The sequence below is a fragment of the Mesorhizobium qingshengii genome (assembly GCF_900103325.1).
GTDB lineage: Bacteria > Pseudomonadota > Alphaproteobacteria > Rhizobiales > Rhizobiaceae > Mesorhizobium > Mesorhizobium qingshengii.
Genome location: NZ_FMXM01000008.1, coordinates 12,998 through 35,097, shown reverse-complemented (window position 1 = coordinate 35,097; position 22,100 = coordinate 12,998). Strand labels below are relative to the sequence as shown.

Annotated in this window: 20 protein-coding genes; 11 read left to right on the top strand and 9 right to left on the bottom strand. The window is 63.4% G+C overall.

The window, feature by feature from the left end; translation table 11 throughout:
* Positions 1–112: 112 nt before the first annotated feature.
* The 4 genes from BLS48_RS14370 (at position 113) to BLS48_RS14355 (ending at position 3,177) form a co-directional block, all read left to right on the top strand.
* Complete coding sequence (locus BLS48_RS14370) at positions 113–1,045, top strand: VOC family protein (protein ID WP_091578921.1); 933 nt, start codon at positions 113–115, stop codon at positions 1,043–1,045.
* Between the two features lie 4 nt (positions 1,046–1,049).
* Entirely contained in the window at positions 1,050–1,670 is a 621-nt protein-coding gene (locus tag BLS48_RS14365; protein ID WP_091578572.1) for an alpha/beta hydrolase, read from the top strand.
* 2 nt (positions 1,671–1,672) lie between these two features.
* On the top strand, positions 1,673–1,972 hold the full coding sequence (locus BLS48_RS14360) for a GNAT family N-acetyltransferase (RefSeq protein ID WP_091578571.1): 300 nt from the start codon (positions 1,673–1,675) through the stop codon (positions 1,970–1,972).
* A gap of 146 nt (positions 1,973–2,118) precedes the next feature.
* Positions 2,119–3,177, top strand: a complete 1,059-nt coding sequence (locus BLS48_RS14355) for a dipeptidase (RefSeq protein ID WP_091578569.1) — start codon at positions 2,119–2,121, stop codon at positions 3,175–3,177.
* A gap of 10 nt (positions 3,178–3,187) precedes the next feature.
* Here the strand turns inward: BLS48_RS14355 and BLS48_RS14350 are convergent, their stop codons facing one another.
* Genes BLS48_RS14350 through BLS48_RS14335 form a run of 4 tightly spaced genes read right to left on the bottom strand, consistent with a single transcriptional unit; the run spans position 3,188 to position 7,899 of the window.
* Positions 3,188–3,463 carry a hypothetical protein gene (locus BLS48_RS14350; protein ID WP_091578567.1) on the bottom strand — a complete coding sequence of 92 codons (276 nt, stop codon included), beginning with the start codon at positions 3,461–3,463 and terminating at the stop codon, positions 3,188–3,190.
* A 2-nt stretch (positions 3,464–3,465) separates the two neighbouring features.
* A complete protein-coding gene (locus tag BLS48_RS14345; protein WP_091578565.1) occupies positions 3,466–4,725 on the bottom strand; it encodes an aminomethyl transferase family protein in 1,260 nt (419 codons plus the stop codon).
* A 2-nt stretch (positions 4,726–4,727) separates the two neighbouring features.
* Complete coding sequence (locus BLS48_RS14340) at positions 4,728–6,293, bottom strand: phytoene desaturase family protein (RefSeq protein WP_091578564.1); 1,566 nt, start codon at positions 6,291–6,293, stop codon at positions 4,728–4,730.
* Positions 6,280–7,899: a phytoene desaturase family protein gene (locus BLS48_RS14335; RefSeq protein WP_091578562.1), complete on the bottom strand. Its 1,620-nt coding sequence runs from the start codon at positions 7,897–7,899 to the stop codon at positions 6,280–6,282. Before BLS48_RS14335 ends, BLS48_RS14340 begins: the two co-directional genes overlap by 14 nt.
* 202 nt (positions 7,900–8,101) lie before the next feature.
* Here BLS48_RS14335 and BLS48_RS14330 point away from each other — a divergent pair, with 202 nt between their 5' ends.
* From BLS48_RS14330 to BLS48_RS14310, 5 genes are all read left to right on the top strand, one after another.
* Positions 8,102–8,896, top strand: a complete 795-nt coding sequence (locus tag BLS48_RS14330; RefSeq protein ID WP_091578560.1) for a class I SAM-dependent methyltransferase — start codon at positions 8,102–8,104, stop codon at positions 8,894–8,896.
* A 6-nt stretch (positions 8,897–8,902) separates the two neighbouring features.
* A complete protein-coding gene (betI, locus tag BLS48_RS14325) occupies positions 8,903–9,616 on the top strand; it encodes a transcriptional regulator BetI (RefSeq protein WP_091578559.1) in 714 nt (237 codons plus the stop codon).
* A 32-nt stretch (positions 9,617–9,648) separates the two neighbouring features.
* Positions 9,649–10,731, top strand: coding sequence for an ABC transporter substrate-binding protein (locus BLS48_RS14320; protein WP_091578557.1), 1,083 nt, complete (start codon positions 9,649–9,651; stop codon positions 10,729–10,731).
* A gap of 114 nt (positions 10,732–10,845) precedes the next feature.
* Positions 10,846–11,922 (top strand): extracellular solute-binding protein, encoded by a 1,077-nt coding sequence (locus tag BLS48_RS14315; RefSeq protein ID WP_091578556.1) that lies wholly within the window; start codon positions 10,846–10,848, stop codon positions 11,920–11,922.
* The gene (locus BLS48_RS14310) at positions 11,919–13,229 is read left to right on the top strand and encodes a flavin monoamine oxidase family protein (protein WP_091578554.1); all 1,311 of its coding nucleotides are present in this window, start codon (positions 11,919–11,921) and stop codon (positions 13,227–13,229) included. Before BLS48_RS14315 ends, BLS48_RS14310 begins: the two co-directional genes overlap by 4 nt.
* Here BLS48_RS14310 and BLS48_RS14305 read toward each other — a convergent pair.
* From BLS48_RS14305 to BLS48_RS14295, 3 genes are read right to left on the bottom strand one after another with little or no spacing between them, the layout of a single operon-like run.
* Entirely contained in the window at positions 13,193–14,266 is a 1,074-nt protein-coding gene (locus tag BLS48_RS14305; RefSeq protein WP_091578553.1) for an ABC transporter ATP-binding protein, read from the bottom strand. The genes BLS48_RS14310 and BLS48_RS14305 overlap by 37 nt on opposite strands.
* A gap of 37 nt (positions 14,267–14,303) precedes the next feature.
* Positions 14,304–15,128: an ABC transporter permease gene (locus BLS48_RS14300; protein ID WP_091578551.1), complete on the bottom strand. Its 825-nt coding sequence runs from the start codon at positions 15,126–15,128 to the stop codon at positions 14,304–14,306.
* Positions 15,125–16,042: an ABC transporter permease gene (locus BLS48_RS14295; RefSeq protein ID WP_091578550.1), complete on the bottom strand. Its 918-nt coding sequence runs from the start codon at positions 16,040–16,042 to the stop codon at positions 15,125–15,127. The genes BLS48_RS14300 and BLS48_RS14295 overlap by 4 nt, the downstream gene beginning before the upstream one ends.
* A 257-nt stretch (positions 16,043–16,299) precedes the next feature.
* Between BLS48_RS14295 and BLS48_RS14290 the strand changes: the two genes are divergently transcribed.
* Positions 16,300–17,718, top strand: coding sequence for an aminotransferase (locus BLS48_RS14290; RefSeq protein ID WP_091578919.1), 1,419 nt, complete (start codon positions 16,300–16,302; stop codon positions 17,716–17,718).
* 47 nt (positions 17,719–17,765) lie between these two features.
* On the opposite strand, the gene BLS48_RS14285 is transcribed toward BLS48_RS14290, so the two are convergent.
* A complete protein-coding gene (locus tag BLS48_RS14285) occupies positions 17,766–18,968 on the bottom strand; it encodes an aromatic ring-hydroxylating oxygenase subunit alpha (RefSeq protein WP_091578548.1) in 1,203 nt (400 codons plus the stop codon).
* A 507-nt stretch (positions 18,969–19,475) separates the two neighbouring features.
* Here BLS48_RS14285 and BLS48_RS14280 point away from each other — a divergent pair.
* On the top strand, positions 19,476–19,886 hold the full coding sequence (locus tag BLS48_RS14280; RefSeq protein ID WP_091578547.1) for a hypothetical protein: 411 nt from the start codon (positions 19,476–19,478) through the stop codon (positions 19,884–19,886).
* A 122-nt stretch (positions 19,887–20,008) separates the two neighbouring features.
* Here the strand turns inward: BLS48_RS14280 and BLS48_RS14275 are convergent, their stop codons facing one another.
* Positions 20,009–22,096 carry a sensor histidine kinase gene (locus BLS48_RS14275; protein WP_167365085.1) on the bottom strand — a complete coding sequence of 696 codons (2,088 nt, stop codon included), beginning with the start codon at positions 22,094–22,096 and terminating at the stop codon, positions 20,009–20,011.
* Between the last annotated feature and the right edge of the window lie 4 nt (positions 22,097–22,100).

The following is a 22,100-nucleotide window of genomic DNA, read 5'->3' as shown; positions in this document are numbered from 1 at the left end:
TTATAAGCACAGTCCATTCTGTGTTTGCCGCCTTTGCCGCAAGCTGTCGCGTTCTCATATTGGCGTGGACAGCGGCGAGGGCCGCACAAGCACCAAGGGAAGGAGCAAGACAATGCTCGACCAGATCAAGGGCCTGCATCACGTGACCTCGATGGCCAGGGATGCGCGCCAGAACAACGAGTTCTTTGCCGGAAAACTCGGCCAGCGCCGGGTCAAAAAGACAGTCAATTTCGATGCGCCCGACGTCTACCACCTCTACTATGGCGACGAGGCCGGCACGCCGGGTTCGGTGATGACGTATTTTCCGTTTCCGAATATCGGCAAGGGCCGTCATGGCGTCGGCGAGGTCGGCACCACCGTCTACTCCGTGCCTGAGGGCACGCTCGCCTATTGGGAAAAGCGTTTCGCCGATGAAGGCGTCACCGGCCTGTCGCGCGGAGAGACGTTCGGCGAGAAGCGCCTGGCCTTTGCCGGTCCCGATGGCGATGACTTCGCGCTGGTCGAGGACAAGGCCGACGCCAGGGTGCCGTGGGCAAAGGGCGGCATTCCTACCGACGAGGCGATCCGCGGCTTTCATTCCGTGTCGCTCCGGCTGAAGGACGGCGGCGCCACGGAAGAGCTGCTTAAGTTCATGGGCTACGAGGAGGTCGACAAGTCGGGCAATGTCAGGCGGTTGGCGGTGAAGAACGGCAACGGCGCCGATATCGTCGACATCGAATCGCTGCCGGGTGCGGCTTTCGCCGGTCTCGGTGCCGGCTCCGTCCACCATGTCGCCTTCGCCGTCGAGAACCGCGCCAAGCAGCTCGAAGTGCGCAAGGCGTTGATGGACACCGGCTACCAGGTGACGCCGGTGATCGATCGCGATTATTTCTGGGCGATCTATTTCCGCACGCCGGGCGGCGTGCTGTTCGAGGTCGCCACCAACGAGCCGGGTTTCGATCGCGATGAGGATACCGCTCATCTCGGCGAGGCGCTGAAACTGCCGACGCAGCACCAGCACCTGCGGCCCTACCTCGAGCAGCATCTGCAGAAGCTGGAAGGCTGAAGCCATGAGCAAGGACGCTTACATCCACAAGCTGCTGCCCGGTTCGCCGGGCGGTCCGCTGCTCTTCGTCTTCCATGGCACCGGGGCCGACGAGAACCAGCTTTTGTCGCTGGGGCGCGATCTCGCGCCCCAGGCAACCATCATCTCGCCGCGCGGCGATGTTTCCGAACATGGCGCCGCGCGCTTCTTCCGCCGCACCGGCGAGGGCGTCTACGACATGGGCGATCTAGCGCGGGCGACGGACAAGATGGCGGGCTTCGTCAAGGCGCATGTCGAGGCGGCGAAGCCGTCGGCGGTGCTGGGCCTTGGCTATTCCAACGGCGCCAACGTCCTGGCCTCGGTGGTGTTTGCCGCGCCATTGCTGTTCGACGCCACGGCGCTGATGCATCCGCTGATCCCGTTCGAGCCGCAGGTCGAGGGCAGCCTCGCCGGCCGCCATATTCTGGTGACCGCCGGCAAGCGCGATCCAATCTGCCCGCCGAACCTGACCACGCGGCTCGAAGCCTATTTGCGTGCCGACGGCGCCGATGTCACAGTCGAGTGGCATGAAGGCGGGCACGAGGTGCGGCCAAACGAGATCGAAGCGGCACGGCGGCTTTTTGCCGGTGCCACCCAAGGAGTGTAGCGATGCCGGATCAACTGCCCGAGGTCGAACTGGAGGATCGCGGTTCCAAGGGTCGCTACCTCCTGCGCGGGCCTAATGGCGCCGAGGCCGAGATGACCTTCACCAAGATTGGCGAGCACCAGATCATCATCGACCATACCGAAGTGCCGGACGCATTTCGTGGCCAGGGTGCCGGGCTTCGGCTCGTCACCCGCGCCGTCGAGGATGCACGTGCGGCGGGCAAGAAGATCATTCCGCTCTGCCCGTTCGCCAACGCGCAGTTCCGACGTCACCCGGAATGGGCCGACGTGCTGAAGCAATAGGGATCGGCCGGAATTCGTCCGACAGGAAACGGCGCGACAAGCGACTGTCATCCCGCCGGCATGGCTTTGTCATTTGCGCGGCTCGCGCATCTTGCCTAAGTAGTATGATAGATCGCAGCGCCGACAAACGAACCGAATGATCCCCCATGACCGAATCCGACCTCGTTCCCGTCTTCGACGGCCACAACGATACGTTGCTCAGGCTCTACCAGTCGAAGGACACGGACGCCGAAAAGTTGTTCATTGAGGGGAAATCGGGCGGCCATATCGACCTGCCGCGCGCCAAGGCTGGGGGCTTTGCCGGCGGCATGTTCGCCATCTTTCCACCGCCTGTCGAGAAAACCAGGCGCAGTGCCGTGCCCTTGGCGCCGAGCGACACCGAGCCGTTGCCGCCCGAGGTTCCGCGCGCCGATGCGCTCAACTCGACGATCGCGATGGCCTCCATCCTGTTCAGGCTGGAACGGGCCGGAGCGTTGACGGTCTGCCGCAGCGCCGGCGATGTGCGCGACGCGATGACGCAAGGGTCGATCGCGGCGGTGTTCCACATCGAGGGGGTCGAGGCGATCGATCCTGAGCTCACCATGCTCGACGTGCTGCATGCCGCCGGCCTGCGCTCGCTCGGCATCGTCTGGAGCCGGCCGAATGCTTTCGGCCACGGCGTGCCGTTCCGCTTTCCGTCCTCGCCCGACACCGGGCCCGGCCTGACGGATGCCGGCAAGGCACTGGTCAAGGCCTGCAACCAGCTGAAGATCATGATCGACCTCTCGCATCTCAACGAAAAGGGCTTTCGCGATGTCGCCGCGCTCAGCGATGCGCCGCTGGTGGCTACCCATTCGAACGTGCATGCGCTCTGCACCCATTCGCGCAATCTCACCGACTGGCAGCTCGGCGCGATCCGCGAAACCGGCGGCATGGTCGGGCTGAACTTCGCCACCGGGTTCCTGCGCGAGGACGGCCGCATGAATGCCGACACCAGCCTCGACATCATGGTACGCCATGTCGATTCGCTGCTGCAGGCGCTGGGTGAAGACGGCGTCGGCCTCGGCTCGGATTTCGACGGCGCCATGATCCCGGCGGTCATCGGCGACGTCGCCGGCCTGCCGAAGCTCATCGACGCATTGGCGGCGCGTGGCTTCGGCCGCGCTCTGATCGAGAAGATCGCCTACCGCAACTGGCTAAGCGTGCTGGAAAAGACAATTGGGTAGCGGGTAAGCGCTATTCGAAACCGATTCTTCTGAGCCAGTCCCTGCCGATGCCGCGGTCGCGGATGATCGGCAGCGGATTTTCCGAATCGAGCCGCGCGCAGATGCGGTAGACCTCGAGCGTTTCGGCGCTCATCTCGCCGCGCTTGTAGAAGAACATGGCGGCGGCATAGCGTGTGCGGCCAGACCATTTCTCGCCAAGCGGGGTGTTGACCAGCTCCCACTGTTCGGCGGCTTCGCCATCCTCTTGCTGCCCATCTTCTTGCTGCTTGTCGGCTTCGTCGGCCATGGTCAGAAGTCCGCCGGCGGATTGGCGGTCCGGCGGTCAAGCCTGATGAAGGGCCGCGCCACCACCTTGGCCCGCTTCATCAGCTTCTGATATTGCAGCTCGCGCATGGCGTAGATCTCGACCCAGAGGTCCTCGGCGATGGTATCACCGAACGGCCGCTCCAGCGAGGCGATGGCGATGTTGCGCTTGGCCATCGGCGACCACATGGCGGCGCTGACCAGGCCGACCTCCTGGCTTTTCTTGTAGTAGACGATGGCATGTTCGGCCGGGATATTGCCTTCGATTTCCAGCCCAACCAGCACATGGCGCAGCTTGCGCTTTGCGCGCGCTTCGAGAATGGCACGGCGGCCGTTGAAATGGCCTTTTTCCAGATCGATCATGAAGCCGAGACCGATTTCGTCAGGCATGCGCAGGCGGTCGGCGCGGATGGCGTGCTCGGCGGTGGTGAAATCCGCATTGGCGACGATCAGTCCGGCTTCGAGCCGGGCGCGGTTGAGCGCGGTGTAGCCGATGGCGCGGATGCCGCGCAGTTCGCCCGCAATCATCAGCCGGTCCCACAGGCTCAGCGCCTTGTCGGCCGAAACGAACAGTTCGTAGCCGAGATCGCCGGTGAAGCCGGTGCGTGAAATGGTGACGATGCCACCGTCATGCGGGAAATCGGCGAGGTCGAATATTCTGAGCTTCTCGACGCCGGCGAAACCGGCATCCCGCAGCACGGCGAAGGATGTCGGACCTTGCAGGGCGAGCCCGGCGACGGCCTCGGTTTCCTCTTCGACCGTCACATCGAAGCCAATGGCGCTGTCGAGGAGCCAGGGCAGATGCCGCTCCTGCGAACACAGCCGGAAGCGTGTCGGCGAAAGCCGGAACAGCGTGCCGTCGTCGAGGACGAAACCCTCGTCGTCGCACCACGCCGTATAGTGGACTCGGCCGGGCTTGAGCTTGGCGACATCGCGCAGGGTGACGCGGTTGAGCAAGGCCTCGGCGTCCGGCCCTTCGATTCGGTACTTCGTCATCGGCGAAATGTCGAACAGGGCGGCTTGGCTGCGGATGGCGAAGTATTCGAGTTCCTCGTCCCACAGCGAATGCGGCGCGCGGTAGCCGGCCCAATTGTACCAGTCCTGGGTTCTGGCCAGCGCATTGATGCGCGGCTGGAACGGCGTACCGAGACGCAGGGTGCGGAAATGGCCCTGGGCAGCGATGCGTGCCGAAACAACCGTGTTGGCTGTCTTTGAAGCGGGCTTCTTCCTGATTTGCCGGGCCATGGTCACCCTTTCATCGCGATGATGCGTCGCGCGGCGTTGAGGCCAGGTGCACCGGAAACACCGCCACCCGGATGCGAGCCGGCCCCGGCAAGAAACAACCCTTCGATCGGTGTGTCGTAGCCGGACCAGCCGGAGACCGGCCGCGAGATCAGCATCTGGTCGGCCTGCAATTCGCCATGGTGCCAGTGGCCACCCGGCATGCGATAGCGCACCTCGATGTCGGCTGGCGTCAAAAACTCGGCATGGACAACGCATTTGCCGATGCCGGGAGCATAGGCTTCGAGCTGAGCCATGATCGCCTGGAGGAATTTCGGCTTGCCGGCGTCCCAGCCTTCCTTCAACCCGTAGGGCGCGTATTGCACCACCGCCGACAACACGCAGGCGCCGCTCGGCGCGAGCGACGGGTCGGCGAGGCTGGGCAGCGTGATCTCCATCACCGGTTCGGGCGAGAACTCACCGTATTTGCATGGGTTGAAGGCGCGCTCGACGTGATCGGGCGAGGGGGCGATGACCAGCCGGCCCCTGTGGCCGGCGGCATCGACGCCAGTGAATTGCGGTGGCCGGTCGAGCGCCAGATTGAGCTTGGCCGCATCGCCCTTCATGCGGATGTTTTTCACCTTGCGCATGAACCCTGTGTCGATCTCGCGCGGCCCGACAAGGTCGAGGAAGGTGGTCGCCGGATTGATCGCCGAGACGATGGTCCTGGCGCGCAGCACTTCGCCGCTGTCGAGCGCGACGCCGACGGCGCGGCCTTTCTCGATGATGATCTTTGCCACCGGAGCCGATGCGCGGGTCACCACGCCTGCCTTTTCCGCCGCGGCGCGGATGGCGGCGATCACCGCGCCCATGCCGCCTTGTGGCAGTGCCTGCGCTCCGGCCGCTCCGGCGGTCTCGCCGGCCAGGCGAGAGTAGAGGCCGAGCAGTGAGGTCGGCGAGCGCGGGCCGAGATGGCTGCCAAGCGTCGCATCGAAGGCGAGCAGGCCTTTCAGCCTGATATCGGCAAGCTGCTCGTCGAGCAGGTCGGCCACGTTCATCAGGAGTACGCGCAGGAAGTCGCGCATGTCTTCCTTGCCGAGTTTCTTCAGCGTCAGCGTGGTCTGGCCGAGCGAAGCAGTATCGAGCAGCGACATGCCGGCGAGATCGGGCGGCCGGCGGGAGAGGAACGGTTTCAATATGCCGGCATAGCGCAGCAACTGCGCGCGCAATTCCTTCCAGGCGGATTGCTCGGACGCGCTGGCGCCGGTCAGCACCTCGCCATAGGCGCCATGCAGGACAAGCGGCGGGCCGTCCTTCGACAGCGCAACCGACGGCATGAAGTCGGCGCGAGCGAATTGCAATCCGTGTTTCTCAAGCTCCAGGGTCTTGACCATTTCGGGGTGCAGCCGGTTCAGCAGATGGGCGACTGAGGAGACGCGAAAGCCAGGTGCGAATTCCTCGGTGCGCGCGGCGCCGCCGACTTCGCGACCAGCTTCCAGCACCAGCACCTTGCGGCCGGCTTTCGCCAGCGTGGCAGCAGTGACGAGACCGTTGTGGCCGCCGCCGATGATGATGGCATCAAATGACGTCATGGGCCGGGCTCATATGCGAGGTGGACTTGGCGAGGTCGCGCAGGATCTCGGCGGCGGCATTGCGGCCGGGCGCACCCATGACGCCGCCGCCGGGATGGGTCGAGGAGCCGCACATATAGAGGCCACCGACCGGAGAGCGGTACTGCGCGTAGCCCGGCACCGGGCGGTTGAACAGCAGCTGGTCGAAGGTCAGTTCGCCTTGGAAGATGTTGCCTTCGGTGAGGCCGACCTCGGCCTCGATCTCGCGCGGGGTGCGAACCTCCATGTGGACGATGCGGTCGCGGAAGCCGGGCGAATAGTCCGCGATCTGCGCGATCACGCTTTCGGCGAAGCCGTCGCGGTCGGCATCGGTCCATTCGCGGCCGTTCACCTTTGGCGGCGCGTATTGCACGAAGCAGCTCATGAAGTGTTTGCCAGGCGGCGCCATGGTCGGGTCGAGCGTCGTCGGGATGACCATGTCGAGGAAGGGATCGGCCGACCAGCGCCCGGCTTTCCAATCGTCATAGGCGCGCTCCATGCGCTCCATCGAATCGGTGAAATGCATGTCGCCGCGATAGACCGGCGAATCCTTCGGCAGCGCCGGGAATTCCGGCAGCGAATCGAGCGCGATGTTGACCTTGCCGGACGAGCCGCGGATCTTGAAGTTTCTGACCCGGCGCAGGAAGATGTCGGGCAGTTCCTTCTCCTCGATCAGCTTCAGGAAGGTGCGCTTCACGTCGGCATTGGAGACGACGAGCTTGCCATGGACCTCCTCGCCGCCGGCCAGCACGACGCCCCTGGCCTTGCCCCTGCTGACCAGCACATGGTCGACCTCGGCGCCCGTGCGGATGGTTCCGCCCGACGACTTGAAGGATGCGGCCAGCGCCTTGGTCACCGCGCCCATGCCGCCGCGCGCATAGCCCCAGGCGCCGACCGAGCCATCGACCTCACCCATGTAGTGGTGCAGCAGCACGTAGGCGGTGCCGGGTGACATCGGCCCGAGCGCGGTGCCGATGATGCCGGACAAAGCGAAGTTCGCCTTGATCACATCGGTCTCGAAATACTCGTCGAGGAATTCCGAGATCGACATGGTCCAGAAGCGCAGTGTCAGGGCCATTTCCTGCGCCGACAGTCCGGCGAATTTCTTGCCGAGATAGAGAAGCTCGCCGAGGTCGCGCGGCCGCAAGCTTGTCGGGTCGGGAGCGGTGCGCATCAAGAGAGGCTGGATGAAGCGGCACTGCCGCGTCACGTCGCGGGCGTAGCGGTCATAGGCTTCGGCATCGCGCTTGGAAAAGCGGGCGAATTCGCGCCGGTGCGCGTCGTGATCACGGTAGTTGGCGAGGTAGTCGCCGTCGCGGGTGAACACCGCGCCGCCCTCATAGGCGATGACCTGCAGGCCGAAGCGCGGCAATTCAAGGTCGCGCATGATCTCGGGGCGGAACAACGAACAGACATAGGAGCAGTTGGAGTAGAGGAAGCCCGGCGTCAATTCCCTACTGGTGGCGGCACCGCCGACCCAGTCATTCTTCTCGACGACCAGCACATCGAGCCCGGCGCGCTGCAGATAGCAGGCGTTGACCAGGCCGTTATGTCCGCCGCCGATGATGATCGCATCCCAAACTTTCATTCTGGCCCGCTCATCCTATCCGCCGCCATTTCATTTTTGCGCGATCTGTCCCCGAATACGCGGAATTTTGGCACGCCGCTCGCCATTTTGTCCAGCTATTCTGAATGAATGTTCAACAAATGATATTGCGTTTTCCCGGGTATGCGCTACGCTTTGCCGGCATTCGACAGTGCGCAATTCGGCGATTGGGGACCGAGGGCCGATGATCGAAACGGCAGATGCCGAACCGGAGTATGACGACACCGCCATCCGCTTCCTCGAAGCGCTGTGGGGTGATGGTTATCTGTCGCCGGGCGGGCCGGACGAGGTCGACCGGGTGCTCGAAGGGCTTTCGCTCGAGGGCAAGACGATCCTCGACATCGGCTGTGGCTCCGGCGGCATCACCCTGCATCTGGTCGAACGCCATGGCGCTGCCCACGTCACTGGCTTCGATGTCGAACTGCCTGTGATCGAGACAGCCAGGCAGCGCGCCGCCGCGCGCGGGCTCGCGGATCGCACCAGTTTCATCCAGGCGGCGCCCGGGCCCCTGCCTTTCGCCGACCACGCCTTCGATGCCGTCTTCTCCAAGGATGCGCTGCTGCACGTGCCGGACAAGGACGCGCTGTTCGCCGAGATCTTCCGGATGCTGAAGCCGGGCGGCGTTTTCGCCGCCTCCAACTGGATGATCTCGCATGACGGCGAACCATCGCCTGACATGAAGGCCTATGTCGCCGCCGAAGGCCTGTCCTTCGCCATGGCGTCACCGGCACGCTACGCGCAGGCGATGCGCCGGGCCGGCTTCGCCGATGTCACGGTCAGGGATCGCAATCCGTGGTATCGCGACGTCGCGCGTGGCGAGCTGGAAAGGCTGAAGGGACCGCTCTACCCAACGGTCGCGGCCGCGGTTGGCGCGGCCTATGTCGACAAGAACATACGAACCTGGGAAGCCATGCAGAAGGTGCTTGACAGTGGCGAGCACCGCCCCACTCATCTTCGCGGTCGAAAGCCGGTTGGATAGCTGGCGATGCTGGAGACCATCAGACCCATGAAGACAGCAGAGGCCAGGGAAGCCCGCCTCGAACCGGAGCGGAAAAACGAATCCGAAAAGCGTGGCCGTAAGGCCTCGAAGGAGGTCAGGCAGCTTCAGCTCATCGAGGCGACGATCGATTCGCTGGCCAAGCGTGGCTATTCGGAGACGACGATGGCCGATGTGGCCGACGGCGCCGGTCTGTCGCGCGGTATCGTCAACTTTCATTTCGAGAGCAAGGAAAAGCTGCTCATCGCGACCTTGCAGCATATGTATGACGAGTACTCGGCGCATTGGCGCAATGCCCTGCAAAAAGCAGGCGATGATCCCGCCCATCAGCTTCAGGCTCTCGTCGCGGCCGATTTCGACCGGTCGATCTGCAACAAGCGCAAGCTGGCCGCCTGGTGCGCCTTCTGGGGCGAGGCCAAGTCGCGGCCGACCTACCAGGCGCTGAGCAGTGCCCGCGATGCCGTCTATCAGACCATCTTCATCGACCTTTGCGCGACGCTCAAGCAGAGCGGCGGCTACGCCTATGAGCCGCAGGTCATGGCGCTGGCGCTGAGCGCCATGCTGGAGGGTTTGTGGCTGCGGTTGATGATGGGGACCGAAGACACCACCCGCGAGACCGCCTTGCAGGCGGCGAACGAATTCCTGTCGGCGGCGTTCCCGAGACACTATCCGTTGAAGACCGCCGGCGCGACGGAGCCATAAGAAATCAGAACAAGACAGAGGATGGAACAGCAATGAAGACATTGACTCGACGCCTGACGCTGACACTGGCTTTGGCGGGAACGTTGGCGGCCTCGGCCGCCGCACTGGCGATCGCCGCCGACAAGGACCTGATCGTGTTCGACTGGTCCGGTTATGAAGATCCCAGCTTCCATCCGAAATATGTCGAGAAGAACGGCGATTCGCCGACCTTCGCCTTCTTCGGTGACGAGGACGAGGCGTTCGAAAAGGTTCGCTCCGGCTTCAAGGCCGATCTTGGCCATCCCTGTTCGCAGAGCGTGGTGAAATGGCGCGAGGCAGGCCTGCTGCAGCCGCTCGACACCTCGAAGATATCAGGCTGGAAAGACCTCAATCCCGGCATCATGGCGATGAAGGATCTTGCCACCACGTCGGACGGCAAGGCGTGGTTCATGCCCTGGGACTGGGGCAACACGCAGCTCACCTACAACTCTTCCAAGATCGACGCCAAGGATGTGCAGTCGCTGAAGGCGTTCGCCGATCCGAAGTTCAAGGGCAGGGTGTCGATCGGCGACAATGTCGACGACGCCTATGCGCTGGCGAGCCTTGCCATCGGCCTCAAGGACTGGACCAAGATGACCGACGACCAGTTCAAGCAGGCGTCCGATTTCCTGCGCCAGGTGCACAAGAACGTGCGCTCCTACTGGACCGATACCACCGACGTCGTGCAACTGCTGAGCGGCGGCGAGGTCGATCTCGCCTGGGCATGGAATGATGCGACGGTGCAGTCGGTGGCTGCTGGCGTGCCGATCAAGGCCATGAAGGATACCAACGAAGGCATCTCGACCTGGGTCTGCGGCTATGTGCTGTTCAAGGACGCGCCCGGCAACATCGACAAGGCCTATGATTATCTGAACGCCGTCAACGATCCGGATACCGCCAAGGTGCTGGTCAAGGACTGGGGCTATGGCCAGGCCAATGCCAAGGGCATGGCCGGCGTCGACCAGGCGGTCCTGAAGGAAAAGGGCTATGACGACGTGCAGAAATTCATCGACAAGACGCTGTTCCAGTCGCCGGTGCCTTCCGATCTCAAGCTCAAGATGATCGCCGAATTCGAGAAGATCAAAGCCGGATATTGAGGCGTGTTTCGACGGCCCGTTCGTTCGCCGACAAGGCGAGCGGACGGGCTCGCCAAGTGAGCGGAATTCTCCTAACCTCGCAGCAGCTTTTTCGCGGTGGGGGAATTTCGCGCCATGAAGTCAGTGCTACGCCGCCTTGCCCTTGCAGCCGTGTGCATGATCGGCGCCGGCGCGGTCTATGCCTTCGCGGAAGGCGGTGGTGATCTCGTGGTGTTCGATTGGTCGGGCTATGAGGATCCGCTGCTGCATCCCGCCTACACCGCCAAATACGGCGCCGAGCCGACCTTCGCTTTCTTCGGCGATGAGGATGAAGCCTTCGAAAAGATGCGAGCGGGCTTCAAGGCCGATATCGCCCACCCCTGTTCGCAAAGCGTGGTCAAGTGGCGCGAGGCCGGCATGTTGCAGCCGCTCGACACCTCGAGGATATCAGGTTGGAAGGACCTCAATCCCGGCATCATGGCGATGAAGGATCTCGCCACCACCGCCGACGGCAAGGCCTGGTTCATGCCGTTCGACTGGGGCAACACCTCGCTGCTCTACCGCACCGACAAGGTCACGGCTGACCAGGCGCAATCGCTCAGGATCTTCGCCGATCCGAAATTCAAGGGCCGCGTCACCATCGGCGACAATGTCGACGACGCCTATGCACTGGCAAGCCTGGTCATCGGGCTGAAGGACTGGACCAAGATGACCGACGCGCAGTTCCAGGAGGCGTCGGCCTTCCTGCGCGATGTGCACAAGAACATCCGCTTCTACTGGACCGACGACACCGACCTCAACCAGGCGTTCATCGGCAATGAGGTCGATCTCGTCTGGGGCTGGAACGAGACCTTCGTCACGCTGAAGGGGCAAGGCATGCCGATCGCCATGAACCGCGACACCAAGGAAGGCATTTCGACCTGGGTGTGCGGCTATGCGCTGATGAAGGATGCGCCGGGCAAGCTCGATGAAGCCTATGATTTCCTCAGCGCGGTCAATGCACCTGGCGTGTCGGACTACATGGTCAAGACCTTCGGCTACGGCCACGGCAACGGCGCCGGCATGGCAGCAATCGACCACAAGGTGCTGGTCGACCGCGGCTTCGACAATCTCGACAAGTTCCTCGACAAGACGCTGTTCCAGCAGCCGGTGGCGCCGGAACTCAAGCAGCGGATGGTCGCCGAGTTCGAGAAGATCAAGGCCGGCTATTGACGAGCGAACCGGAAAGAACCGACGTCGTCATCGTCGGCGCCGGCTTCACCGGCCTGTCGGCCGCGCTTGAGTTGAAGGCAGCCGGCATCGATTTCGTCCTGCTCGAAGCGCGCGACCGTGTCGGCGGTCGCGTCGAGGCGACATCAAACGGCCTTGGCGAGCGCGTCGACAGCGGCGGTCAGTTTCTGTGCGAGGACATGCCGGAACTGATGGCGCTGCTGCAGGCGCGTGGCAAGACGCTGGTCGAGACTTTTGTCGACGGCGAATTCGTCTCGCAGCCAATCCTGTCCGCGAGAGAGGCCGAGCGCACCTATCTCGCCTCGATGGCGATCCGCGACCGCATGAATGCGATCGCACCGGACGATCCGACCATTGCCGGCCTGACCGTCGCCGCATGGCTCGATCTTCAGAGCGACCCTGAAGCGGCCAAGGCGGCGTTTCGCTCGATGATCGAAGGCCTGTGGTGCCAGGCACTGGAAAAGATGCCGCTCTGGCATCTTATCGACAATGATCGCCGCATCACCAATGAGGTGTCGGAACTACAGTATTTCGTGCGTGAAACCATGCATTCTCTGGCCGACGATCTGGCCCGCGATCTCGGCGATCGGCTGCGGTTGAGCGCCGCGGTCACGGTGATCGAACACGGACCGGGAAGGGTTCGGCTCGCCTCGACGGCGGGCACCATCGAAGCTCGGACGGTGTTGATCGCCGTGCCGCCGGTGATGGCCGCGAAACTGGATTTTTCGCCACCGCTGCCGGCGGCCTTGGCAAGGTCGCTCGGCGTCTGGGAAAGCGGCGCCGTGATCAAGGTGCTTGTGCGCTATCCCACAGCCTTCTGGCGCGACCACGGCCTGAGCGGCATGGTGATGTGGCGCGACCTGCCTGGGCTTTTTGCCTGTGATGTCGGCAAGGACGATGGCCATTCGGCGCTGGTGGTCTTCATCGGCGGGCCGCTCGCCTTGCGCTGGCGCGAACTTGGCGATGCGGCACTGCGCACCGAAGTGACCGCCAGGCTGGTGGAGGCGCTTGGTACCGAAGCTGCCGACATCATCGATCTCAGCTATCGCGACTGGACGAATGACCGCTGGAGCGGCGGCGCCTATGGTGATCTCATCGTCGATGCGACGGCGACCGACGCCGAGCGCACGCTCCTGGCAGGTGCTGCGCCAATCCATTTCGCCAGTTCAGAACTGTCGCCGTCATTTCCGGGCTATGTCGAAGGCGCGATCGTTGCCGGGCGCATCGCTGCGCGCAAGGTCATGGCGCAGCTTCAGTCCGCCATCGCCACCAGTGCTTCTGGATCATAGGCGAGGCGGATCGAGGTGCCGACCGGGATGTCGTCGGCGCCGAAGTCGTTCGTCTCGGTCACCGATAGCGGCTTTTCCAGTCCCGGTATCTCGACGATCAGATGGGTGATCTCGCCGAAATAGTGGCGTTCGACCACCTTGCCGGCGACCTCGAACTTGGCTGTCGCATTGTCCCATAGCACGCGCAGGCGTTCAGGCCTGATGCCGAGTGTGGCGGCGGCGCCGTTGCGCACAAAGGTTTTCGGCTTGTCGGTCTTGACGCGGCCGAAGCCCAGCGTGTCGACGACCAATGAGGCGCCGTTCTCCTCGACGATCTCAGCCTTGACGAAATTCATGCCGCCAAGGAAGTCGGCGACCTGGCGGTTGACCGGCCGCTGGTAGATTTCCTTGGGCGAGGCGACTTGCGCGATCCTGCCGCCGAACATCACGGCGATGCGGTCGGACATGGCCAGCGCCTCATACTGGTCGTGGGTGACAAGGACGAAGGTGATGCCAACCGCCTGCTGCAGGCGGCGCAGTTCAACCTGCATCTGCTCGCGCAGCTTCTTGTCGAGCGCCGACAGCGGTTCGTCGAGCAAGAGCACCTTGGGACGCATCACCAGCGCGCGGGCGAGCGCGACGCGCTGCCGCTGGCCGCCGGAAAGCTCGGTGGCAAGGCGCTTGCCGAGCCCGGTCAGCGAGACCTGCGCCAGCGCCTCCTCGACACGGCGCTTCTCTTCGCCGCCCTGCAGCTTCAACCGTTTCAACCCATAGGCGACGTTCTGCTCGACATTGAGATGCGGGAAGATCGCATAGCTCTGGAACACCATGTTGGTCGGTCGGCGATTGGCCGGGATGCCTTCCATTGGTTGCCCGCCGACCGAGATCGAACCGCTGGTCGGGTTGTCGAAGCCGGCGATCATCCGCAGCAGCGTGGTCTTGCCGCAGCCGGACGGGCCGAGCAGGGAGAAGAATTCGCCCTCCTTGATGGTCAGAGAAGCGTCGTCGAGCGCCTTGAACGCCCCATAGCTGCGGGTGACGTTGCGGATCTCGATCATCGGTCGATCGGATTGGGGCCGCTCGGTCTGGGGCTGCTCAGGCATAGAGGCCTCCCTCGTTCTGGGTGCGTCTGGCGGCACGGCGACGCAGGATTTCGGCGATTGTCATCAGCAGGAAAGAGGCAACCAGCAACAGCGTGCCCAGCGCCAGCACGCCGGGCAGTTTCGCCGCGAAGCGCAGCTGGCCCCAGATGTAGATCGGCAGCGTCGCATCGGTCCCGGTCAGGAAGAAGGCGATGATGAATTCGTCGAGAGAAATGGTGAAGCAGACCAGAAGGCTGGAAATGATGGCCGGCGCCACCATCGGCAGCGTCACCCGCCGGAAGGTGCCGAAGGCACTCTCGCCGAGATCGGCGGAGGCCTCTTCCAGGCTGCGGTCGAAGCCTTCGAAGCCGGACGTCAGCACGGTCATCGAATAGGGGATGCAGACCAGCACGTGGCCAAGCACCACAGTGAAGAGCGACAGGCTCAAGCCCAGTTGCAGCATCACCAGCAGCATCGAGATGGCGACGATCACCTCGGGCAGCACCAGCGGCGCCATGATCAGGCCGTTGATGGCGCGGCGGCCGGGGTAGCGGTAGCGGGTGATCGAACGGGCGGCGAGGATGCCGAGCACGGTGGAGAGGATCGCGGCGGACACGCCGACGATCAGGCTGTTCCAGGCGGCGTCGAGCAGGGCCGGGGTGCGCGGCAGGTCCTCGTACCAATGCAAGGTGAAGCCGGTGAGCGGGAATTTCGGCGTCGCCGCCGTGTTGATCGAGAAAATCGGCAGGAAGATCACAGGCAGATAGAGGAAGACCACATAGAGGAACGCGTAGGCCGGCAGCCAGCCGCCGGCCAGGAAGCGCCGCGCCGCCGTCATCGCGCCAGCCTCTGCAGGGCGCGGATGATCAGCACCGTGGCGCCCGCCATCAGCGTCACGATCACCATGGTGGTGACGGAAAGGGCAGCGCCCAGCGGCCAGTTGGATGCCTTGCCGAACTGCGCCTGGATGGCGTTGGCGATCATGACGCCGTCCTTGCCGCCGACGAGCTTCGGCGTGACATAATCGCCGACGGTGGGAATCATGACGATCAGTGCCGCCGAGATGACGCCCGGCGCCGACAACGGCAATGTCACGCGCAGGAACGAACGCAAGGGGCCGTCGCCAAGGTCCTTGGCCGCCTCGACCAGCGTGCGGTCGACCTTTTCCAGCGAAACGAAGATCGGCAGGATGGCGAAGGCCGCCCAGGCATGGGTCAGCGTGATGATGACGGCGCTGGAATTGTAAAGCAGCGCCGTCGACGGTTCGTCGATGATGCCAAGGCCCATCAGGCCGGAATTGAGCACACCGTTGTAACCGAGGATGACCTTCCACGACATCACGCGCAAGAGATAGCTGGTCCAGAACGGGATGGTGATGAGGAACAGCCACAGGCTCTTGTGACGGCCGCCATGGAAGGAAATGAAATAGGCGATCGGATAGGCCAGCAGGACGGTGAGCAAACTGACCGTCAGCGAGATGTAGAGCGAGCGCCACAACAAATCCCGGTAGATCGGCTCGGTCAGCGCAATGCGGTAGTTCTCCAGTGTGAAGCTGCGGTCGATGGTCAGGTAGTGCTGCGTCCAGAAGGAATGGGCGATGACCACCAGGATCGGCAGGACCAGAAGGATGAGCGCGTAGACAAGGGTCGGGCTGATCAGGGCAAGACCCTGCACGGGTTCGGACTGCAGAAGGGCATTTCGTCTGGCCCGCGTCATGCGCAACGGGGGCGACCCTTCCGCAGTCGCCGTCATTGCAGGGCTCCGGGTGTGACCTCGGTTGCTGGCCTGGACCGTTCCGCCATGCGGCATCCCATTGTGCTGGCGCCGGCTCTCTGTTCCCCTTGCCGGCTTTCTTTCATCATGCGCGCATACGCGGATTGAAATCAAGCGCCAATTCTGCGATATTGATTGAACGGACATTCAAAATTCGATGGAGTAAGCCGGCATTTCCGGCGTTAGCGCCGAATTTCATGTCCGAGAAAAATTCGACGAAATGGTGCGAGGCAATGATGGCGGCTGCCAGGGATATGAAGGCGACGGAAATGGCCCGGGCCGCGGATGACGATGCGGTCGAACTGGCCAAGCGCCATCTCATCCAGCCCTGGCCGTTCGCCGGCTCGGTCGGTGCCGAGGCGCGCGCGCTGATCGGCGAAGGCGACGGCATCTACATCACCGACAGCACCGGCAAACGGTTGATCGACGGGCCTGCCGGCATGTGGTGCGTCAATGTCGGCCACCGCCGCGAGGAACTTGCCAAGGTGATGTACGACCAGGCGATGGCGCTGTCCTACAACACGCCCTGGTACACGATGAACGCGCCGTCGGCCGAACTTGCCATGCGCATAGCCGGCCATGCGCCGGGCGATCTCAGCCACGTCTTCTACACCACCGGCGGCTCTTCGGCCGTCGAGACGGCGCTGCGCTTCATGCAGTTCTACAACAATGTGCGTGGCCGGCCGGAAAAGAAGCTGATCCTGAGCCGGGGCGGCGCCTATCACGGCTCGACCTATCTGTCGGCCTCGCTCAACGGCCGCCCGCGCGACCGCGACTGGATGGACGGCGCCGACGAGTTGGTGATCAAGCTGTCTTCGCCGGATCCGTTCCGCCGTCCACAAGGCATGAGCCTTGCCGCCTTCACCGATTTCCTCGTCGATCAGTTCCGCGATACGGTTGCCCGCGTCGGCGCTGACAGGATCGGCGCTTTCGTTGGCGAGCCGGTGCAGGCATCCGGTGGCGTCGTCGTGCCGCCCGACGGCTATCTCAAGCGCATCCGCGAGATCTGTCGCGACAACGACATCCTCTATGTCTCCGACGAGGTGGTGACGGCTTTCGGCCGGCTAGGCCATGTCTTCGCCTCGGGCGACGCGTTCGGCATCGATCCGGACATGATCACCTTCGCCAAGGGCGTCACCTCGGGTTACTTCCCGCTTGGCGGCGTCATCATCTCGGAGCGTCTACTGAAGGAACTGCGGCGCTCGAACCATCCGGACGCGATGTTCGGCCATGGCCTGACCTACACCAGCCATCCCATCGGCTGCGCCGTGGCGCTGAAAAACCTCGATCTGCTGGAGGAGGATGTGCTTGCCCACACGCAAGAGGTCGCGCCCTATTTCCAGGCGCAACTGAAGACCTTGGAAGAGCTGCCGCTGGTCGGCGAAGTGCGGGGCATGGGGCTGATGGGCTGCGTCGAATGCGTTGCGGACCGCGAAAGCAAGGATCCGCTGCAGCTCGACAAGGATGTCGGCAAGCGCATCGACGCGCATTGCCATGAGCTTGGCCTCCTGGTCCGGCCGCTGATCAACATGTGCGTGATGTCGCCGCCGCTGATCATTTCGCGAGAGCAGATCGACGATATGGTCGGCATTTTGCGCGAAGGCATTTCGCGCACGATGGATGATCTCAGGAAAGAAGGGGTGTGGCGGGGATGACTGCCGATCTCCCCCACGTGGGGAGATCGCCAGCTTTGCCCTCGTGCCTACGACCGCGACCTGAGCGCGTCGTTCAAATTCCACATGTCCTTCTCCTCGGGCGCGGTCTCCAGCCCCAGCACCGGCAGCATCTTGCGCAGATGGTCGTGATGGGTGCGCACGCCGTATTCGAGGTCCGAGAGGTAGAAACCCTCGAAGGCTTCGGACAGCATGGATTCGTTCGACCACACCGAGAGCTGCACGTCTTCCGACATTGTATCGCGGTCGATGCGGAAGGAGAGGTAGCGGGCGGCGGCCTGCTCGCGGCTCTCGTCGCGGTAGCGGTAGATGGCGCCGCGCAGCAGCGTCTCACCCGTCGAGAGCGGAAACTCCTGATAGAACTGAACCGATTCCGGCATCACCGAGATGACCGCATTGGGGAAGATGCCGTAGTAGACCCAAGCCCTCTTCAGATAGTCCGGCAGGTGCGCCGGCTCCGGCGCGATCTTGACATAGTTCCTGACGCTCCAGCGGCGGCCGGCATGCGGGTTGTAGGTGGCGAAGGAGCGTGACACGCCATTGATGAAGGGTTCGTCGAAATAGGTGGCGCCGTAGAGATCCTGCAAGGCAGGATGCGCCATGGCGACATGGTAGCCCTCATTGTCGACGTCACGCACCGACTTCCAGTTGACCGGGGTCTTCTGGGTCCAGATACCCCAGGAAGGCACCATGTCGGCGGCCTTGTAATGCGCGAACTCGGGCTCGATCGGCTTCATCAACTCAGCGACCGACGGCTGCGGGCCACCGTTGCGGAAGCGGATGAAGATGAAGCCCATCCAGACTTCGAGATCGAGCGGCATCAGGCCGAACTCGGTCTTGTCGAGATCGGGGAAGGAGCGCGGGCGCGCGGCACCGCGCAGTGTGCCGTCGAGATTGTAGACCCAGCCGTGGAAGGGGCAGACCAGGGCGTTCCTGCAATTGCCCTGGGTGTCGGCGACGACGCGGCTGCCGCGATGGCGGCACATGTTGTTGAAGCCGCGCACCACGCCATCCTTGCCGCGCACGATCAATGCCCGCTCCCCAACCACGTCCATGGTCAGATAGTCACCGGCATTCGGCAGGTCGGAGACGTGGCCGACGATCTGCCAGTGATTGCGGAAGACATGCTCTTTCTCGAGCTCGAGAAGGGCGTCGGAGTGATAACTCCAGCCCGGCAGGCCTCGCCTGTCCCAATCATTGGGGATCGCCACGTCACGGAGGTGCGGGTTCATGGAGTTTCTTCTTTTTATTGAATGACTGTTCAATAAAATCATATTTTGCATTGAAATGCAATGGCTTGTGGAAATATCAGGCTTGCAGAAACCCTCATTGCAACCTCCCCGAAACCGGTGCGGCCGAAGAAAATCCCGGGAATTCCGAGCCTTAACATGGGTTTTGGATCGAGCTTTCTGCGTGGAGATCGACGCTTGATGCGGGAAAAATCTCGCCCGTTTCCCGTACAAAAAATGTGCGTCGCTGGCCGGAGTGTGAGGTCGCTCATAGTTCGACCGGCTGAGTTTCGGCTTTGCTGCCTGACATCGATATCACGGCAACATCGTGCACATGAAACAGTTTCGCAAACGAACCAAAGCATCGGGCGATGACCGGTTTTGCCCGGATATGCCCGTATTTGTTGTTTCGGAACTGTTACACGGGCAGCAGTTGCGTATCATTCGCCTGTTACCATGTGCGGTTAAATTCGTTTTATAGAAAAAAGAAAATCGACGAAGGGAACGACGATGCATGCGAAAGTCAAGATTACCAGCGCCGAGCGCCGCCTCCAGGCTCCAGAGCGCGCTGACCGCCGCCCGAAACTGGCGCTGCGCCAGCGCGCCAGCGACCACCCCATGGCGATGTTCATGGCGCTGGCTGCTTGCGCCTTCGCCGGCATGGCGTTCACCCCGACGGTCGGGCCAGCCTTCGCTTCGTTGAATCCGCCAGCCAACATCGTAGAAGGCGCATCGACAACGACGAAGACCGCGCGCCTGCCGGTGCCGGCGATCGATTTCGCCTGCAAGGGGCAGTCCTGGGGCGCCGAGAGCGTGGATTGCCTGCGCGCCATCGCCGAGCAGTCCGGGACGCACAAGGCCCGCGCCATCCGCATGATCGCCAACGCCGCGCCGCTGACCAGCACGCCGAACATTTTCTGATTTTTGTCGAAGCGTGATCCCGAAATTCGGTTCCCACTTCGGGGACCATGCTCTGACCTCCCCGAGCGCTTCCTCCAGCGCTCCCTTCGGCTCCCGCCGCATGTCGGCCGGGAGCCTTTTTTCTATCCTTTGGATGCCGCCTGTTCGGCAATGGCGGACAGCACGCTGCGCACATCCAGCGTGCTGAACGGCTTTTCCAGGATCTGCGGCCGCTGCTGCGCCGGCAGGGCCTCGATTTCGGCTTTTGCGCCGATCAGGTCGCCGGTGACCAGCACGAAACGCCGGGCTAATCCGGGCCTTTCGGCAAGCAGCTCCCGATAGATTGCAATGCCGCTGGTGCCGGGCATGCGCAGGTCCGAAAAGACGATGTCCGGCGGCATATGGCCGTCCAGGGTGGCAGTCCCCGATTCCCAGACGGGCGCGACCCGCGACTTGATGCCCATCAATTCGAGAATGTCGGAGAGCGAGCCGGCGACATCCGGCTCGTCATCGATGATCAAGGCATGGCGCAAGCCGCTCGAGCGCGGCTGGTTCTCGCCGGCCGTGGCGATGCCAGCCGAAATGGCCGGCAACTGGACGACGAAACGCGCGCCTCTCGGCAGCACTTCCTCGAACCAGACATTGCCATTGTGCCGCTCGATGATCGATTTCGAGATCGACAGGCCGATGCCGGTGCCGACGCCGACAGGCTTGGTGGTGAAATAGGATTCGAAGATGCGGGCGCGGATCGCTTCCGGCACGCCGGGCCCATTGTCCTCGACCGAGAAGCCGGGGTTGCCCCGGTCGCTGCGGAACGTCCGCACCTTGATCAGCCGGTCGCCGGCAACGCCCGCCAGCGCATGCTGGCTGTTGATGAGGAAGTTGGCCGCCACCTGCGTTACATGATCGGCGTCGGCCATGGCCAGCAGCGGGCCGGGGGCGAAATCCGTGTCGATGATGATGCCGCTTGATCGTGCGCCATAGGCGGTCACCTCGAGTGCCGCGCGGATCACCTGGTTGAGGTCGGTCTCGGCTTGTGCCGCGGGATGAAGGCGGACCATCGACAGGAAGCTTTTGACGATGCGGCCGCAGCGCTCGGCGGCGGCACGCACCTTCTCGGCGCGGACCTTGGTCTGCGGATCCGAGGCGAATTCGTGCAGAAGCGTCGATTGGGCCACCACCACGGCCAGCGGGTTGTTGAGCTCGTGCGAGACGCCGGCGAGCAGCGAGCCCATCGCCGCCATCTTCTCGTTCTGATGCAGCTTCTCGCGCTGCCGGTTGATCTCCTCCTCGGCGCGCAGCCTGTCGCGCAGGTCGCGGATCGAGCCGAAGATCAGGCGACGGTCTGCGACGCGCATCTCGGTCGCCGTCAGCTCGATCGGAAACACCTCGCCAGCGGCATTCTGCGTCACCGTCTCGAGCCGCTGGCCGACCATCGGCGCGCCGCGGCCCGACATATAGTCGGCGCCCGATGAATAGCCCTTGCGATAGTATTCCGGGACGACGGTATCGAGCAGGTCCTTGCCAAGGATGTCGCTGCGCTGGAAGCCGAACATCTTTTCGGCGGCCGGGTTGAATTCGATGATTGATCCGGCCTCGTCAATGACGATGATGGCGTCGAGCGAGGCCTGCAGCATGGTGCGGCGGATGACCTCGCTGGCATGGGCGTCGGAGGGCGAGCGTTCGATGGCGTCGCCGATGGCCAGCGCGATGATGTGCAGCGTCGCCTCTTCCTCGTCGGTCCACTCCCGCTCGTCGACGCAATCGTTGACTGCCAGTGTGCCCCAGAGATGGCCATGCGCGAAGACGGACACCGACAGGAACGACTTGATGTTCTGCTTTTCGAAATCGGTTCGCAGGAAGCCTTCGAGATCGCGCGTGTGTCCAGCGAAGACCTTGCCTTGCCGTTCGTCCTCGGCCAGCCGCTCCAGCAGCGGGTCCGAATTGACGATCGATTGCATGATGACGGTGGGCGACGCCAGTTCGCCGCCGAAATCGGGGTCGATCCAGTAGGCGGCGACCGACTGGGCGAAACCCTGGCCGGGCAATTCGCGCAAGCGGAACAGGATGCCGCGCTGGCATTCCATGGCGCGGCACAGCGTTTCGAGGATGCCCTCCATCTCTCGCTGCCAGTCGCCGGCCTCGCGCAGCCGTCGAACGACACGCACGGCCGCCATCGCCGCGCCCTGCCGGGCGCCGTGCATGTCCGTGCGTGCTGCGTCAGCGGTCATGGTC